General features: G+C 58.9%; 16 protein-coding genes. 6 read left to right on the forward strand and 10 right to left on the reverse strand.

The genetic code is table 11. The features are described from left to right. Positions 1-72 precede the first annotated feature (72 nt). Complete coding sequence (locus O6760_RS15840) at positions 73-246, forward strand: hypothetical protein (protein ID WP_269580681.1); 174 nt, start codon at positions 73-75, stop codon at positions 244-246. A gap of 447 nt (positions 247-693) precedes the next feature. Here O6760_RS15840 and O6760_RS15845 read toward each other — a convergent pair whose 3' ends face one another. Next, positions 694-981 (reverse strand): GIY-YIG nuclease family protein, encoded by a 288-nt coding sequence (locus tag O6760_RS15845; RefSeq protein WP_269580682.1) that lies wholly within the window; start codon positions 979-981, stop codon positions 694-696. Between the two features lie 416 nt (positions 982-1,397). On the opposite strand from O6760_RS15845, the gene O6760_RS15850 reads away from it, so the two are divergent. Further along, complete coding sequence (locus tag O6760_RS15850; protein ID WP_269580683.1) at positions 1,398-2,348, forward strand: IS110 family transposase; 951 nt, start codon at positions 1,398-1,400, stop codon at positions 2,346-2,348. Positions 2,349-2,496: 148 nt separating this feature from the next. On the opposite strand, the gene O6760_RS15855 is transcribed toward O6760_RS15850, so the two are convergent. Then, positions 2,497-2,871: a hypothetical protein gene (locus O6760_RS15855; RefSeq protein ID WP_269580684.1), complete on the reverse strand. Its 375-nt coding sequence runs from the start codon at positions 2,869-2,871 to the stop codon at positions 2,497-2,499. Positions 2,872-3,039: 168 nt separating this feature from the next. On the opposite strand from O6760_RS15855, the gene O6760_RS15860 reads away from it, so the two are divergent. Further along, positions 3,040-4,095: an IS481 family transposase gene (locus O6760_RS15860; RefSeq protein WP_269580685.1), complete on the forward strand. Its 1,056-nt coding sequence runs from the start codon at positions 3,040-3,042 to the stop codon at positions 4,093-4,095. Positions 4,096-4,174: 79 nt separating this feature from the next. On the opposite strand, the gene O6760_RS15865 is transcribed toward O6760_RS15860, so the two are convergent. The 5 genes from O6760_RS15865 to O6760_RS15885 all read right to left on the reverse strand — a co-directional run bounded on the left by O6760_RS15865 (position 4,175) and on the right by O6760_RS15885 (position 10,205). Further along, positions 4,175-4,684 carry a hypothetical protein gene (locus tag O6760_RS15865; RefSeq protein ID WP_269580686.1) on the reverse strand — a complete coding sequence of 170 codons (510 nt, stop codon included), beginning with the start codon at positions 4,682-4,684 and terminating at the stop codon, positions 4,175-4,177. Beyond that, positions 4,681-6,042, reverse strand: coding sequence for an AAA family ATPase (locus tag O6760_RS15870; protein ID WP_269580687.1), 1,362 nt, complete (start codon positions 6,040-6,042; stop codon positions 4,681-4,683). Before O6760_RS15870 ends, O6760_RS15865 begins: the two co-directional genes overlap by 4 nt. 87 nt (positions 6,043-6,129) lie before the next feature. After that, the gene (gene uvrB / locus O6760_RS15875; protein WP_269580688.1) at positions 6,130-9,114 is read right to left on the reverse strand and encodes an excinuclease ABC subunit UvrB; all 2,985 of its coding nucleotides are present in this window, start codon (positions 9,112-9,114) and stop codon (positions 6,130-6,132) included. A 510-nt stretch (positions 9,115-9,624) separates the two neighbouring features. Continuing rightward, positions 9,625-9,897, reverse strand: a complete 273-nt coding sequence (locus O6760_RS15880) for a DUF1344 domain-containing protein (protein WP_269580689.1) — start codon at positions 9,895-9,897, stop codon at positions 9,625-9,627. Positions 9,898-9,941: 44 nt separating this feature from the next. Then, positions 9,942-10,205, reverse strand: coding sequence for a hypothetical protein (locus O6760_RS15885; RefSeq protein WP_269580690.1), 264 nt, complete (start codon positions 10,203-10,205; stop codon positions 9,942-9,944). A gap of 353 nt (positions 10,206-10,558) precedes the next feature. Between O6760_RS15885 and O6760_RS15890 the strand changes: the two genes are divergently transcribed. Beyond that, complete coding sequence (locus O6760_RS15890) at positions 10,559-11,419, forward strand: hypothetical protein (protein WP_269580691.1); 861 nt, start codon at positions 10,559-10,561, stop codon at positions 11,417-11,419. A 163-nt stretch (positions 11,420-11,582) separates the two neighbouring features. Beyond that, positions 11,583-11,939: a hypothetical protein gene (locus tag O6760_RS15895; RefSeq protein WP_269580692.1), complete on the forward strand. Its 357-nt coding sequence runs from the start codon at positions 11,583-11,585 to the stop codon at positions 11,937-11,939. Positions 11,940-11,948: 9 nt separating this feature from the next. Here O6760_RS15895 and O6760_RS15900 read toward each other — a convergent pair whose 3' ends face one another. From O6760_RS15900 to betC, 3 genes are all read right to left on the reverse strand, one after another. Further along, on the reverse strand, positions 11,949-12,317 hold the full coding sequence (locus O6760_RS15900) for a mannan-binding lectin (protein WP_269580693.1): 369 nt from the start codon (positions 12,315-12,317) through the stop codon (positions 11,949-11,951). Between the two features lie 335 nt (positions 12,318-12,652). Next, positions 12,653-13,555 (reverse strand): HNH endonuclease, encoded by a 903-nt coding sequence (locus O6760_RS15905; protein ID WP_269580694.1) that lies wholly within the window; start codon positions 13,553-13,555, stop codon positions 12,653-12,655. 90 nt (positions 13,556-13,645) lie between these two features. Next, positions 13,646-15,163 (reverse strand): choline-sulfatase, encoded by a 1,518-nt coding sequence (gene betC / locus O6760_RS15910; protein ID WP_269580695.1) that lies wholly within the window; start codon positions 15,161-15,163, stop codon positions 13,646-13,648. Positions 15,164-15,369: 206 nt separating this feature from the next. Between betC and O6760_RS15915 the strand changes: the two genes are divergently transcribed. Further along, positions 15,370-16,950, forward strand: a complete 1,581-nt coding sequence (locus tag O6760_RS15915) for an ABC transporter substrate-binding protein (protein WP_269580696.1) — start codon at positions 15,370-15,372, stop codon at positions 16,948-16,950. Positions 16,951-17,042: the final 92 nt, after the last annotated feature.

A 17,042-nucleotide genomic window follows, 5' to 3' on the forward strand; every position in this document is an offset into this window, starting at 1 on the left:
TGAAAAGATCCGTCCGGTCCACGGGCAACGGGCAGGGCGGGTCGAACGACAAAGATTTTCACGGAGGCCTTCATGCGACTGACACCCCCATCCTTCATCGTTTTCCTGATTTCCCTGGCGCTGTTCGTCGTCGCGGTCCTGCCGATGCTCGGCATCGCCGTCCCGAGCATCGGCGTCTCCACAATCCACCTGCTGATCGGCTCCTGGGCCGTGCTGGCCGCCGGGGTGCTGTTCAAGGGGATCTAGGGTCAAAAGGATCCGGTATGGGCACCGGCACATACCCTACGCTTCGGCGGTCATCCCCGACACGCAAAGCGCGATCGGGGACCCATTGGTTGCCGAGGCTCTTGAAAGGGGCAGGGCGGTGTGGCTTGGCTGTGCCTTTTCCCGACTTCCAGGCGGGCTGTGATGTGGATCGGGTCCCGGGTCGGGGCCGGGATGACTCAGTGGGTGGATACCGGTTGCGCCTTTTTCCTGGCAGTCATCCCCGACAAGCGCAGCGCAGATCGGGGATCCATTGGCTCCCGAGGCTCTTGAAAGGGGCAGGGCGGTGTGGATCGGCATCGCCCTTTCCCGATTTTCTGGCGGGCTGAGAGGCGGATTGGATCCCGGCTCATGGCCGGGATGACTCCGAGTTTGGGATGAAGACGTGCCATTTCCCTCGGCAAAACTTCCGGTTTCGCCGCGGGCCATCTACCGGTTCAAGTCCTCGTAAAGATCCCGCCAATCCGGATTGAATTGCTCGATGGCCTGGATTTTCCAGGCACGTGGCCAGCGTTTGAGGCGCTTCTCACGGGCGATTGCCTCTTCCGGTACCTCATGGGTTTCGTAATAAACCAGCCGGGTCACCTTGTAGCGCCGGGTGAACCCGCTGCCGGAACCGTCCCGGTGCTGGTAGACCCGCAAAGACAGATTGTTGGTCACGCCGACATAAAGCGTTCCTCGCTGCCGGCTGGCCAGAACATAGACGAAAAACGCCATGCAGCTCTTCTGACGCCTATCGTATTATTGTGCAAGTCAAAGTTGATTAGACCGCGCCCAAACCCCCGCTGGTCATCCCCGACAAGCGGAGCGCAGATCGGGGATCCATTGGCTCCTGTAGCCTATGGGAAAGGCAGGACGATGCTGATCGCCAGTGGCCTTTCCCGATTTCCAGGCGAGCTGTGATGTGGATTGGGGCTCATGGCCGGGATTGTTTGTCTGAAGAGGTTTTATAGTGGGGTTGGTCTCCCGGACTGCAATTCCGGGAGACCAGTGACAGACGACCGAGCCGGGATAGGGTTTTCACCCGTTGTCATCAAGGTTCTCTGTCGCTTCCTTTTCCCGCTTGGAGAGTTGGATGGGCCGCTGGTCGCACGCCCGCAAACAATCCGAAGCATGAACAGGATACCATCTTCATGAGCGTTCTTGAATGTGCACCGTCCCATGTGGTCGGTATTGATGTTTCCAAAGACACTTTGGTGGTCTTTGATCAGACACAGCAGAGACTGACGAGTATCGACAACAATCGGGACGCGATCGCCAAACTGGTCGCCTCTTTTGGTCCGGACGCACTGGTTGTGTGCGAGCCCACTGGCGGACACGAGGCTCTCCTGGTGAGTGAGCTGATAGCGCAAGGCGTTGCCTGCCACCGGGCCGACACCCTGAAGGTCCAGGCGTTCATTAAGTCTTTCGGCCGGCTGGCAAAAACCGATGCCATCGATGCCAAGGCACTTGCTCAATATGGCGAAGAACGCTGGAAACAGCTCCCGCTGCTCCAACCCAAAGACGAGGCACAAGGGGAGCTGGCTGCGTTGGTAAGCCGGCGGGAGGGGCTCATGGCGATCAAGATAGCCGAGACCAATCGCTTGAAGGCCCCTGCCAACAACAGGAGACTTGTGAGATCGTTCAAGACCGTCATTGCCTGTGTGCAGAGGCAAATCGACCGGATCGACGAGGAGATCGAAGACCTGATCGCCTCCTCCCAGACCCTGTCACGACGCATGCAGATCTGCTGTTCTTTGCCTGGTGTGGGGGAACGGACAGCCATTGCCTTGCTCGCAACGATGCCAGAGCTGGGTACCCTAACCCGAAGGCAGGCTGCTTCCCTCGCGGGGCTGGCGCCGCACCCCAGAGACAGCGGAACCCTAAAAGGCTACCGCAAAATGCGGGGAGGACGACCCGAAGTTCGCAAAGGCGTCTTTATGGCCGCACTGGCTGGATCGCGAGCAAAAGGACCGTTAAGTGCCTTCTATCAAAGGCTTATTGAAAACGGAAAGAAGCCTATCGTAGCCATCTCCGCACTCATGAGAAAGATCATCGTCATCCTAAATGCAAAAATCAGAGACGAAATGAGCGCAATGAGTTGATGACCCGGAGGGTGAAGGCGTGCCTTTTCCCCGGCAATCATCCCTGGCAAGCGAAGCGCAAATCAGGGATCCATTGGTTTCTGTGGGGCTTGGAAAAGGCGCAGCAGTGCCCCTTGGGACAGCCCGGAAAGGTTCCGGAAAAGTCCCCCTACCCGTTCAGCCAGATCACCCCGGAGATGATCAGCACGGCAACCACACCGACGGCGACCAGCGTCTGGGTGTCCGGGCCGGGGCTCTTGCCGGGGGGCGGGCGGAAGTACTTTTCGTCCGGGTCCTCGTTCGGATCGGGCACCGGCTCCGGCCGGGCCTTCGGCTTGACCAGCTTCAGCACCAGGAACAGGGAGAGGATCGCCGTGACGATCGCCATCAGCGGCCCGACGGTCACCGCGACCCCCATGGCAATGCCGCCATTCATATCCCTGCCCTCGATGGCGACGAAGATCGGATAGGCGGTAAAAAATGCGCCGAAATATCCGACGACGGCGCCGACGATGGCACCCAGAATGGCCAGGATGGCGCGCATGTGACAGTCTCCAATTTGTCCTGCTTTAGTAATCACCTGACAGTTCGGCCATTTTGATGGACGCGCGACCGCAAGAGTCGGGCGCGTCCTGACGAAGGTATGGCCATGTCGCTCCGTTGGCGGGTTAGATGAAGTCACCACAACACTCATCAACCCAACGGAGACAACATGACCACGAAGGACAAGATAGCACGTCGCAAGCTTTCCCTGCTCGATCTTGCAAAGGATCTGGACAACGTTTCGAAGGCCTGCCGGCTGATGGGCTACTCGCGCCAGCAGTTCTACGAGATCAGGCGCAACTTCCAGACCTATGGCGCCGACGGCCTCGTCGACCGCCTGCCGGGCGCGAAGGGACCGCACCCGAACCGGGTGAGCGAAGAGATCGAGGCGGCGGTTCTCGACCATGCCCTTGAGCACCCCTGCCACGGTGCCCTGCGCGTGGAACAGGAACTGCGGCTGAAGGGGCTTCAGGTCTCCTCCGGCGGTGTGCGCGGGGTCTGGCAGCGCCATGGCCTCTTGACCAAGCACGAGCGCCTGCTGCGCCTGGAAAAGGCGACTGCGGAGCGCAAAATAGACCTGTCGGATGAACAGATCCGCCTGTTGGAGCGGTTCTCGCCGGAGTTCAGGGAACGCCACATCGAAGCCCCTCACACGGGCAGTCTTGTGGCCGTGGACACTTTCTTCGTCGGCACCTTGAAGGGCGTCGGCAAGATCTATCTGCAAAGCGCCATCGACTGCCACTCCCGTCATGCCTGGGCACGGCTCTATACCTCGAAACTGCCGATCACCGCGGTTCACATCCTGAACAACGACGTTTTGCCAACCTTCGAGGCGGCCAACGCCAGGATCGAGGTGGTGCTGTCCGACAACGGTCGGGAATTCTGCGGTCGGCCGGACCGTCATCCATACGAGCTGTTCCTGCAACTGGAGGAGATCGAGCATCGCACCACCAAGGTCAAGCGGCCGCAATCGAACGGCATTGTCGAGCGCTTTCACCGCACGCTTCTGGACGAGCATTTCCGCGTTGAAGGCAGGCGAACATGGTTCGAGAGCGTGGAGGAGATGCAGACGGTTCTCGACGCATACCTTGTCCACTACAATACCAGGCGCCCGCATCAGGGCCGCAACATGAACGGTAGAACCCCGGCCCAGGCCTTCAAGGACGGCCTGCCCAAAATCCAGCAGAAGAAGGAGAAAACGCCACCCAGAACCAAAGCCGCATAACCCGCCTCGACGAGCGGAGACTGTCAGGTCAATACTGTTTCAGTACATCCAATTCACACTACGCAATAATCAACATAATTTAGTGAAGCTCAAGCTCTAAGAAATAATTGCAATCGCATATTATTATACCTATCTTCTTTTCCGCATACTTGCAGATTGGCCCCGTGCGGTCGGCTTTTATTTTTTGTTTTTGTGCATTCTTCAATTTTTTTGCCTGAGGACAAAAGAAATCTATATCTTCCGATAGAATGTAATCGGTTCCAATATCTTTATAAATTGATAGTATTTTTGCATCTTTTTTTGGCATGCCCAAGTTTGTTGCTTCTCTTTTCGTCTGCGGGCAGCCAGAGCTTTTCGTTCTTACTATGATGTTTTGAGCAAGTTTCTCCGCTATCCATTCTTCAGCGAATTCATTTGCATGTGTTCCGGTGCATTCCTTCCATTCATGTAAGATATAGTCATCATCATCTGTAACAATCTTTCCATGATCTTCCACCTTAGTGAAACATTTTGCAAACGAGCCCAATTCATCAGCTACGTGTTCGTCAATGAAATACTTAAAGAAATTGGCATCGATTCCAAATTTCATTGTTCTGTCTTCTCAAGATATGGAAACTCTAGTTGTTTCATTTCTTGTTTTGTTTCTGAAATCCGATCTTTTGCGAGTGCCAAGCTTTCTGACTTGCGTTGAGGGAGAAAGCCGCCGGGCCAAGAGGGGGAAAATGCTCCATCATCGTCAAATTCAATTCGATTTATCTCTTTTTCCCCTCTGTTGTCTTCGATGAAGTATATTGCGACATCTTCTTTTCGTAATTCTTTTCTCGCAATATGCCGTGCAATACGAAGCACGAGATGGTCACTGTGAGTTTCAATAAAAATTTGCCCGCCCAAGTTACTTAAGCCTACAAAATAAGACCCAAGTGCAGCTTGCGCATTTGGATGCAAGTGAATCTCAGGCTCTTGCACGACAAACATAGGTTGAGCGCGCCTTCTTTTTTGCTTCCCCCTTAAAAATAGGTTCAATCCCCCAGTTAGGACAGGAAGAACTTGGCTGCATCCAAAACCGACGTCGCATATATTGTGCTCTCCACCGTTAAAATCAATGATGCATATTTCGAAGTGTCTTGGCGTTAGACTTTTTACTTTGATGCCCTTTGCAATACCAGTTACTTGAAACCATTCATTGATGTGTTGTAAAATTCCAATTTGTTGCGAACCTCTTTTAGAGGAGTCGTTAGCAATAAGTAAGATTCCGTGGTCTCCATTTCTGCCAACAGTTTCAGGCGCTTCACCTGAATATAGGTAGGCGCGCTCTGGCTGGGTTCGAAATGGGCTCAACGAATCAAAATTTGAAAATAGTTCAAACAACCTGCGTTCAGCGGTCATCAATGTTCTGCCGGCATCAACTAGCAATTTGTTTTCTGGGAGTTCCTCGTATCTAGACCGTGCGAAATATAGTTCGGATTCATACGGCCAGAACCAATTAATATTGGGGCGTCCCTTTTTTACCCCTGGAATGATGGTTTCGATCGATTTTCCAAATATCTTTTTATCAAATGAGTCCTTTCTAACTGAGTATCTATAAATTTCCCGATTGTCTCTGCTGAGAGAGAACCTTGTAAGTTCAATTTCTCTTCTTTGTGTCCTGTATTTTACTTCGAATGAAGCATCAAATCCATTAAATCCAAAATCCAACCCCATTTTTGTTCTTGGGTTATTCCCTGACACAGTGTCTGTGTATGTGCCGAGTGTTTCGTGGACACCATTCAGTACAATAGGGCTATCGGCTGATCTTCTATTTTGTATAGTCTGCGCTAGCAGGTTAATGGCGCTCAACGCAGAAGATTTACCTGTGTTATTTGCGCCCATAAAAATATTTATTTTTGAAAAATCGAATCTCTGCTGTCTATAAGCGCGAAAGTTATTTAGAGATATGTAATTTAGCATTGTCTTCAACTTTTCTCTTTCCACTAAAAGTATCGAAGAGAATCATTGGAAGTGCAACCCGTGATATTTGTGCGCTTCAATAGAAGCCTACCGCCCCGGCCGTCCACTCTTCTTCGGCCGGCCGCGCCGCCGTTTTTCCTCCGCCGGATCCTCATAGGATCCCGCGCCGATCTTGCCCCGCACCACCGGCTTCGGATCGTCCGACCCCAGCGGCACTTCGGTGCGGCCGACCGTCATTTCGTCGAGCGTGTTCTTGCGCACCTTGGCGCTCGGGGCGGGGAGGGCATTCTTGTCTTTGGCGGCGCGGGCCTTGTCGCGGGCGGTGAGTTTCTTCTTGCCGGACGCGCCCTCCTTGGTGCCGCCGGCGCCGAATTTGCGGTCGCCCTTGTAGCCGCCGGACTTGCTGTCGACGTCGGACTGGCGGGCCATGGCGTCGTCGGCGACGGCGAGTTCCGTTTCCTGGAGACGCTTGATCTCGTCGCGCAGGCGCGCGGCGGTCTCGAAGTCGAGATCGGCGGCGGCGTCGCGCATCTGTTTTTCCAGGCTCTCGATATGGGCGGCCAGGTTGTGGCCGACCAGCGAGCCTTCCTCGGCGAAGCCGGCATCGACCGTGACGTGGTCCTGCTCGTAGACGCTGTCGAGAATGTCGGCAATGTTGCGCTTGACACTTTCCGGGGTGATGCCGTGTTCGGCGTTGTAGGCGAGCTGCTTCTCGCGGCGGCGGTTGGTCTCGGCGATCGCCCGTTCCATGGAGCCGGTCATGTGGTCGGCATAGAGGATGACCTTGCCGTCGACGTTACGGGCCGCGCGGCCGATGGTCTGGATCAGCGAGGTTTCGGAGCGCAGGAAACCCTCCTTGTCGGCGTCGAGAATGGCGACCAGGGCGCATTCGGGAATGTCGAGGCCCTCGCGCAGCAGGTTGATGCCGACCAGCACGTCGAAGGCGCCGAGGCGCAGGTCGCGCAGGATCTCGATGCGTTCCAGCGTGTCGATGTCGGAATGCATGTAGCGCACGCGCACGCCGTTCTCGTGCAGGTATTCGGTCAGGTCCTCGGCCATGCGCTTGGTCAGCGTGGTCACAAGGGTGCGGTAGCCCTTGCTTGCGACCTCGCGCACCTCGCCGAGGAGATCGTCGACCTGGCTGGTGGCCGGGCGGATGTCGACCGGCGGGTCGATCAGCCCGGTCGGGCGGATGACCTGCTCGGCGAAGACACCGCCGGACTGGTCCATCTCCCAGGAGCCGGGCGTCGCCGAGACCGCGATCGACTGCGGCCGCATGGCGTTCCATTCCTCGAAGCGCAGCGGCCGGTTGTCCATGCAGGACGGGAGGCGGAAGCCGTATTCGGCCAGCGTCGCCTTGCGGCGGAAGTCGCCCCGGTACATGGCGCCGATCTGCGGAATGGTGACGTGGCTCTCGTCGGCGAAGACGATGGTGTTGTCGGGCAGGTATTCGAACAGGGTGGGGGGCGGCTCGCCCGGCTTGCGGCCGGTGAGATAGCGCGAATAGTTCTCGATGCCCTGGCAGGAGCCGGTGGCCTCCAGCATCTCCAGGTCGAACATGGTGCGCTGTTCCAGGCGCTGCGCCTCCAGCAGGCGGCCGTGATTGTTCAGTTCCTCCAGCCGGTGCTTCAGCTCGTCCTTGATCGACTTGATCGCCTGGTTCAGGGTCGGCTTGGGCGTGACATAGTGCGAGTTGGCGTAGATCTTGACGCTTTTCAGCTCGCCGGATTTCTGCCCGGTCAGCGGGTCGAACTCGGTGATCGCCTCGATCTCGTCGCCGAACATGGAAATGCGCCAGGCGGTGTCCTCGTAGTGGGCCGGGAACAGCTCGATCGTGTCGCCGCGCACCCGGAAGGTGCCGCGCTGGAAGGCGGCGTCGTTGCGCTTGTATTGCAGGGCCACCAGGTCGGCGATCAGCTGGCGCTGGTCCATGCGCTCGCCGACCTCGATGGCGAAGGTCATGGCGGTGTAGGTCTCGACCGAGCCGATACCGTAGATGCAGGACACCGAGGCGACGATGATGACGTCGTCGCGCTCCAGCAGCGCGCGCGTGGCCGAGTGGCGCATGCGGTCGATCTGCTCGTTGATCGAGCTTTCCTTCTCGATATAGGTGTCCGTGCGCGGCACATAGGCTTCGGGCTGGTAGTAGTCGTAGTAGGAGACGAAATACTCGACCGCGTTGTCCGGGAAGAAGGACTTGAACTCGCCGTAGAGCTGGGCGGCCAGGGTCTTGTTCGGTGCCAGGATCAGCGCCGGGCGCTGGGTCTGCGAGATCACCTGCGCCATCGTATAGGTCTTGCCCGAGCCGGTGACGCCGAGCAGCACCTGGGTCTGCTCGCCGCTGTTCATGCCCTCGACAAGGTCGGCGATGGCGGTCGGCTGGTCGCCCTTGGGCTCGTACTCGGATTTCAGCACGATCGGCACGCCGCCCTCGGATTTCTCCGGACGCTCGGGCCGGTGCGGCACCCACAATTCGCCGTTCTTGTGCAGCGGATTGCCGCTTTCGATCAGCGCGGACAGGGCCTCCACCGTGGCGGTGGCGCCCTGGTTGCCGGTCAGTTCGCCGAATTTCGATTCCCTGGCCTTCTTCTTGTTGGCCTTCTTGTGTTCCTTGAGCTCGGCCTCGAGCTTCTCCGCCTCCTCCAGCGTCATGTCGAGACCGGCCACCGGGTTGAGCCCGCCGGAGGCGCGTTCCCGGGCGCTGTCGGCCTTGCCGATGGAGGTGCCGCGGGAGGATTTGGTCGGTTTTTCCTTTTTTGCACTCGCGGATTTCTTCGCGCTCGCGGCCGTTCCGGGCTTCGCCCTGGCCTCCGCGGGGGCGGCCTGAACGGCCGGCGGCCGCTTGGCCTTGCCTTCGCTTTGCTCAGGGGGCCCTTTTCCCCTGCCAGCGTTCTTTGCTGCCTGTTTCGGCGCGGGCCTTTCGGCTTCCTCGGAGATCTCGGCGGCCCAGTCGCTGATCGAGCCGGACAGGGGCGTGCCGGAGAGCGGTTTCTGAGGGGCTTCGCCGAAGCCGTCTGCGGAAGGATCGTCGGAAGGGGATTTTGGCCCTGAGGTGTTCTGGCGCTTGCTCATGGGCGCAATATGGTCCGGTTGCGCGCGTGAGGAAAGGGGGTGGTTGCGGCTTTGTTCCGCTTTGTCGCACTTCCTGTCAGTCTCCTGACACAAGGCTGTCAGGAAGTCTGCCGGGCACAAGCCTGAAGGGAGAAAAAGATCGGCCCGCAAAGTGAGGGCACGGACTCACAAAATTGTGCCATCAGGCGTTAATCGGACATTGAACAGCAAGGAAAAGTCTGAAGTGCCATGCTGGTGCATGGCGCAATGGCTTTGACGAAGCTGTTCGATGTCCGATTGATGTCCTCCGGATCGCTCGAAAAAGGACTGCAATCTGCGTTGCAAGAGTTTGAAAGCCAGCCAGGCTTCCTTCACTCTTGCGCCTTGTTTTCAGTCCTTTTTCGAGCGACCTGAAGGTACAATTTTGTGAGTCCGTGCCCTCGGGTGGGACGCGGGCCGATGGAAAGTTGGACAGTGCCTCCGGAGCCGACGGGGTTCCGGAGAGCGGATCGATGGGGTTGGGTCCTGGTCCTAGTCCAGGATCTCGAGCGCGGTGGCGTAGAGGTCGCCGGTCTCCGTCGTGGCGTAGGTGACCAGGACCTCCATTCCGATCACCAGCTGCTCCGGGCCGATATCGCCGGCCAGCTGGAATTCGGTGCCGTCCTCAAGCGTGAACAATCCGTTCCGGGCGTCGATGGACAGGATTGTTCCTGCGGCTTCATCGGCGCGGGCCGGGGCCGGGCTGATCAGGGGCAGTGTGATCATCACGGCGGCCGACATCAGCGCGACAAGCCAGTTGCGCATTTGCAGATCTCCTCCAGGTGGATGCGCCGGCAGGCATTTGCCTGTTACGGCTGGACCTCGATGGCCAGGATGGACTCGACGCCGTCCTCGGCACCTTCAAAGGTGATGGTGACGGTTTCGCCGGCGCTCAGGTCTTCCGGGACGAAAACGTCTTCGGAAATGCCCTGGAACTGGGACATGTCGTCCAGCACGAGCGTTCGGGTGTCCGCATCCCAGTGATGGACGGTGGAGGTCACGCTGTCGGCGGCGGCCGGCAGCAGGCCGGCGGCGAGGAAGGCAGCACCAAGTACAAAGCCGCGAAGGGCCATGGCAGATATCCTTTCAGGGATAAAAGATGTTGGAATGCAGAGGTGTCGCGGCCATGACCGGATCGTCATGACGGCTTGGGTTCTCTATCCATCTGGTGCCTTGCTGTCCCTTGGGGGGATTGCCGAAAGCATTGCCTGGTGAGTGGCTTACGCGGGACGCGCTTGACCCTGCTGCAGCGAAATTAGCGCCCGGATTGCGGCGGAAATTTGTCCGGTTGTCAGGGGCAATCAAATAATTTTCCCGGCACTTCCTGTGTCGCCACATGCGCGTATTTGTGCCAGCGTTCCCCTGTTCAACCGGCGGTTGGCGGCGCAAGATGGGGCCGTGATTGAAACCAGCCAGGAGGCTCGACATGGCCGTTTCCCGAAGAACCCTGCTTTCGATGACGATGACCGGTGCCGCCGGACTGGCGCTGACGCGACACGCCCGCGCCGCGGCACCGACGGCGGCGACGCTTGCCGCAGCGTTCACGGATCATTTCGGCGCGATCGGCTATGCCTGGACCGATCCACTCGGGATGATTTCGGGTCAAAGCTTCAATGGCGGGTTGCGGTATGACGAGACCCGGCCGGAACCCGTTGCCGGCAAAAGCCTGTTCGTACAGCCCGCGGCACGGGTGGAAGATGCCGAGGGGGCCGGCACCCCGGGCGTCCTGGCCCTGTTCACCATCTGCGGTTTGCGCGTGTCGGAACCCGCGGAGCCCGGCGCCCTGTTCGGCCAGCTGCTGACCTGGCTCGTGGAACAGCGCAACCTGGATCCGGCCCGGCTGGTGTTCGTGTCGACCGAAGCCTTCGGTCCCTATCGCGACCGGCACGAGCTGGTGCGCGCCGGCCGGATAGTCCAGCGTGACCGGAAGGAGGCCATGGCGGCGGGCGACGGGTCCGGCTATTTCGCGCCGCCGGGACATCCGGCGCAGCCTGCCTTCGAAACGGTCAGCCTGCATTACCCGCTGCCGGGCACCGAACCGGACGATCTGGCCTATCCCCTGCAGGGATACCTGGAGATCGGAGAGGTCAGCATCACGCCGCTGGACCGGCGGGCCGTCGGGTTCGAAGTCGGCGGGTTCGGGCTCGAGCGGCTGGTCATGGCCGAAGGCGGCGTGGCCGCGGATTTCGAGGCGAGCAGACGGGCGCTGTTGCGCCTGATCGAGAGCGAGGCGACAGCGAGCGGTCAGCCCTTGCCGGAGGGCCATGGCCTGTTCTCCAGGAGCTGACACGCGGGGCGCGCGGTCTGCCCGGTTCACGCGTGCGCGTGCCGGGCGCAGCTTATGAGTGCTGCGTTTTTTCCCCAATGGGATCGGCAGCCATTTCGTGATATTCTTCAAGGCGTTCAAAATAGCAGAAACCCTGCATCATCTTGCGCGGAGGAGGCGAAAGATGACCATCAGAGCCTTGACGAAAACCATCACGTTTCTGGCAGCGCTTGGCTGTGCATTGCCGGCTGCGGCCGATCCGTTCGGTGCTGCAAATCAACCTGACCTGACAGCCGCGAAAATTGTTCTGGCCAGCCTGCAGCGGGATCTTGAAGTGCCTGCCCTGCCGAACATGTCGCCGCGGATTTCCGGTCAGGACATCGTTCAGGGAGACAAGACGGACGCCGCGCCGCTGATCCAGCTCGCAGGCCGTTGCGGCTCGTCGAACAAGTATTGCAACTCGCCCGGCTTCACCTATTGCTGCGGCAATTCCACGGACGGCTTCTACTGTGCGGCCGACGTGAATGGCTGCACCAAGTAGGTTGTCTCGTCAGCGGCACTCGCAAACCGACATCTGCCCCTGGATGGTGGTGTGCCACTGGCCCGACCAGCTGAGGCCGTTGCCATAGCAGACGCCCGGGCACTTGTTTTGGGCGTCTGCATTGTTCCAGATCGGTCCGGCCTCGATGTTGCGGCCCGGGCTGGCCTTTTCGCAGGAGCAGACCGACATCTGCCCCTGTTTCGTCGTGTGCCACTGACCGTTCCAGTTGGCTCCCAGACCGCTGCACACCCCCGGACACTTGTTCTGCGCATCCGCGTTGTTCCAGATCGGCCCCGCCTCGACATTGTAGGACTGGGCAAGGGCGCTTGCCGGAAGGGCAAGGCACAGGAGGAGAGGGAGGAGAACGTGGCGAAGCATGTCGAGGTCCAGATATCCGTAGGCGAAACGTCAGGCCGTAGTTACAAATTTACGACTGGCATCGTTGGGGTCAGGATCGTTCCTGAACAGGCGGAAAGCGCAAGGAAGTGCAGCGCTCTTTCGGGCATTTCCAACGCCTTCAGGGACGATCCCGGACCAACCCAAACGGGCCGCCCGAAAACTGGGTCCTTTCAGCGTTGCATGTCGTCGAATATGCCCCGCATGTCCTTCCGCCATGCTCCTTGAATGGACCCAGTTTTCGGGCGGCGCTGCCAATCGTTAACTTGTCACTACAGCCTAGTCTCTTCGAGGAAAGCGGTCCTGTCGAGCGCATTTCAACTCTTGAAAACGTTGCTCCGGTGCCAGTCCAGATATCGCGGATGAGGCCTTTTCGTTGGATCAGAAGGTACCAACGCTTTGCGATCCTTGTTCAGAAGGTGGGCGACGTCGTAGTTGAGGTGTCTGGAGGCGAGTATTTCATAATGATCGGAGAGACCTAGCAGGCCTCTGTCAAACATCCAGTGAACTGTTCCGGAGAGGGCAATGCCGTTCTGGACGGAATCATTACCGCCTTTTTCGACAGGAATGATGTGCGCTGCTTCCACTTCGGGACGCCCACGGCCATTGATCAGCCGCAGTCCGGTAAAGGCGCAGGTGCGATCATAGAGTTGGCGAATGTGCTGTCGGAACTTTGCATCTCGAAACGGACGGGACAAAATGATGGTTTGCCGGTTCCGTTCCGCGAACATATCAGGCAGTTGGACCTGATCCTGATCGGAGAATCCTTCCGGTAGATCTGACTTGTCCGGGGTATCAACGCGGGCAGGCCAAGGGTCGACTTCCGACAGGCCCGCGTATGTTATCGCACCTATTTCCTCCGGTTCGACAATTCGAACCGCTTGTTGGGTGCGCCCGCCATTTGGCCTGCCGTCAGGCCGAAACAGTTTTTTCTCGTAACCACCGTTGTCGGTGTAGGAAACCGGGCTGTCGAAATCGATATAATCCTCAAGGAAAACATAGAAACGGTCCGGATCATTCGGATCTGGACTTATGTGTGTCGTGCGGGCAATCGCCGTGTAAAAGCGACCTTTGCTGCGGGGCAACGGTCCGTAGTAGACAATCCAGTCTCCCAGAGTTTGCTGAACCCTTGAAAGATAGCTTTTGGGGAAATGATACCGCGTGGCCGGATCATCATCATAGATGCTGTCTGGTTTATGGTAGAAAACCGCGTTTGCCATGAACCGAATTGACCGTTGAATTTGCTGCCGAATTCAACCTATCCGATAACCGTTTGCAGTCAAACGCGGTTCTTTGAAAACCTACTCCCCTCAATCGCCCCTCGGATACCGCTGGCTTTCCTCGACCACGTTGAGGTCCATGTGGTTGCGCATGTAGCGCTCGGAGGCCTGTTGCAGGGGCTGGTAGTCCCAGGGGAAATAGGCGCCGTTCCTGAGGGCCTCGTAGACGATCCAGCGTCTTGCCTGGGATTGGCGGACCTCGGCGTCATAGGCGCTCATGTCCCATTTCCGGCCCGTGATCTCGGCAAACCTGACGGCGGTGTCGGCATGGGCCGGGTCGGCGGCCAGGTTCCTGAGCTCGTGCGGGTCCTCGTCGAGATTGAACAGCTGCGGCGGGTCGAGCTCGCAATGGGTGTATTTCCACGGGCCCTGGCGGATCGCCACCAGCGGCGCATAGGAGGCTTCGGCGGCATATTCCATCAGCACGGGTTCGGTGCGTGCCGTGCCGTTCGCCAACGGCACCAGCGACATGCCGTCTGTCCAGGGCATGATCTCGCTCATGTCGATGCCGCCGAGGTCGCAGACCGTCGGCAGCACGTCGAGCGTCGAGACCGGGGTGGAGATGTGCGCGGGGGAAAGGTCCTTGTCGCACACCATCAGCGGCACGCGCGAGGATCCCTCGAAGAAGGACATCTTGAACCACAGGCCGCGTTCGCCGAGCATGTCGCCGTGGTCGGACACGAACAGGATGGTGGTGTCGTCGGCCAGATGCATGGCGTCCAGCGCGTGCAGGATCTCGCCGATCTTGTCGTCCAGGTAGGAGATGTTGGCGAAATAGGCGCGGCGTGAGCGGCGGATATTGTCCTCGGTGATGTCGAAGTTGCGCCAGTCGTTGGCATCGAAGATGCGCTTCGAATGCGGGTCGTGGTCGTCATAGTCCATGGCCGGAACCGGCGGCAGCAGGTGTTCGCAGTCCTCGTAGAGATCCCAGTATTTCTTCCGCGCCACGTAAGGATCGTGCGGATGGGTGAAGCTGACGGTCAGGCAGAAGGGGCGGTCGTATTTGCCGCGGCCATAGTCGTGCAGCTTGCGCACCGCCTGGAAGGCGACATCGTCGTCATATTCCATCTGGTTGGAAATCTCGGCAACCCCGGCCCCGGTGACCGAGCCCATGTTGTGATACCACCAGTCGATGCGCTCGCCCGGCTTGCGGTAATCCGGCGTCCAGCCGAAATCGGCCGGGTAGATGTCGGTAGTCAGGCGTTCCTCGAAGCCATGCATCTGGTCCGGGCCGACGAAATGCATCTTGCCCGACAGGCAGGTGGTGTAGCCCGCGCGCCGCAGGTGGTGGGCATAGGTCGGGATGTCGGAGGCGAATTCGGCGGCGTTGTCATAGACGCCGGTGCGGCGCGGTAACTGGCCGGACATGAAGCTGGCACGGCCCGGCGCGCAGAGTGGCGACGCCGTGTAGGTGTTTTCGAATCGCACGGAACGCCCGGCCAGCTTCTTCAGGTTCGGCGCATGAAGAAAATCGGCCGGACCATCGGGAAACAGGGTCCCGTTCAACTGGTCCACCATCAGGATCAGGATGTTCTTGCGCTTCGCCATGCTGCACCTCCACTCACGGAAAGACGTGTCTGCAGGAGTGTTAGCTTTTTTTTAATTGAGCGATCAATCAAAAACGTCATAGTATGAAAAACAGACGTCCTGCTGCTGGAGACCTACTGGCAGGGCGTCGAGGCGTTCAGGGCAGATTCTTACGCGCATGCGCGTTCCATTGCGTCAATTTCGCATCTGAAACACAAAGAGGGGACATGAAAATGAGAAACCACAACAAGCCGATCCTGCAATCCGGCGTTTCTCGGCGCAGTATTCTTCAGGGCACCGCCGCCATTGGCGCAACCGCGTTTGCCAGCCAGTTCGGTGTCGGTCCGGCGGCCGCGCAGCCCAAGAAGGGCGGCACCTTCAGGGTCGGGATTGCCGCCGGCAACACCAGCGAAAACTACGATCCGGGCACCTGGGACAATGTCTTCGTGCAGGTGTTCGCCACGTCCCGCCACGGTTACCTCATCGAAATCACCCCGGATGGTAGTCTGATCGGCGAAGTGGCGGAAAGCTGGGAAGCGTCTCCCGACGCCACCGTCTGGACCTTCAAGATCCGCCAGGGCATCGAGTATCACAGTGGCGGCACGGTCAAGCCGGAAGACGTGGTGGCCTCGATAAACTATCACCGTGGCGAGAACAGCACCTCGGCGGCCAAGCCGTTCGTCGATCCGATCAAGGATATCAGCGTCGACGGCGACAGTGTCGTGTTCACGCTGGAAGCGGGCAATGCCGACTTCCCGTTCGTGGTCAGCGACTATCACCTGCCGATCATGAAATCCTCCGACGGCAAGATCGACCCGACCAGCAGCGACGGTTGCGGCCCCTACAAGGTGACCAACTACGAGCCGGGCGTCATTGCCGAGCTGACCAGGAACCCGAACTACTGGAAGACCGACCGGGCCCATTTCGACGACGTCAAGCTGCTGACCATCGTCGACCCGGCAGCACGCCAGTCGGCGCTCCTGACCGGCAACGTGGATGTCATCGACCAGGTGGACCTGAAGACCGTCGGCCTTTTCAAGCGGTCGCCGAACGTGACGATCCTGTCGACCACGGGCACGCAGCACTACACCTTCGCGATGGACACCCGTGCCGCACCGTTCAACGACAACAATGTACGCATGGCCCTCAAATACGGCGTCGATCGCCAGGAACTCGTCGACAAGATCCTGTTCGGCTACGGCGCGGTCGGCAACGACCATCCTATCAGCCCGTCGAACCGTTTCTTCGCGGACGACCTGGAACAGACCACCTACGATCCGGACAAGTCGAAATACTATCTCAAGCAGGCCGGTCTCGATTCCCTCGACGTGAGCCTGTCAGCGGCCGAAGCGGCCTTTGGCGGCGCGGTCGACGCGGCGGTGCTTTTCTCCAACAGTGCGGAGAAGGCCGGCATCAACATCAAGCCCGTGCGCGAGCCGAATGACGGTTACTGGTCGGATGTCTGGATGAAAAAGCCGTTCTGCGCGGTGTACTGGGGCGGACGTCCGACGGAAGACTGGATGTTCTCCGTGGCCTATGCGTCGGGTGCACCGTGGAACGACACCTACTGGGAGAACGCCCGCTTCAACGAGTTGCTGAAGACGGCCCGTTCCGAGCTGGACGAAACCAAGCGCGCGGACATGTACCGCGAAATGCAGAACCTGGTACGGACCGATGGCGGCGTGATCATTCCGATGTTCGCCAGCTATGTGATGGCGCACAACGAGAAGGTCCAGCATCCGGAGAAAGTTGCCGCCAACTGGACCCTTGACGGCTTCCGGGCCGTCGAGCGCTGGTGGTTCGCCTGACGAGGGCCAGCCGGCAGCGATAAGCCGGGATCAGGTCTGGCGCTTCGTCAGGTCGGGTCGAAAAACCGGACATTGCTCCCTGCGAGTATTTC

The organism is Roseibium sp. Sym1 (assembly GCF_027359675.1).
GTDB lineage: Bacteria > Pseudomonadota > Alphaproteobacteria > Rhizobiales > Stappiaceae > Roseibium.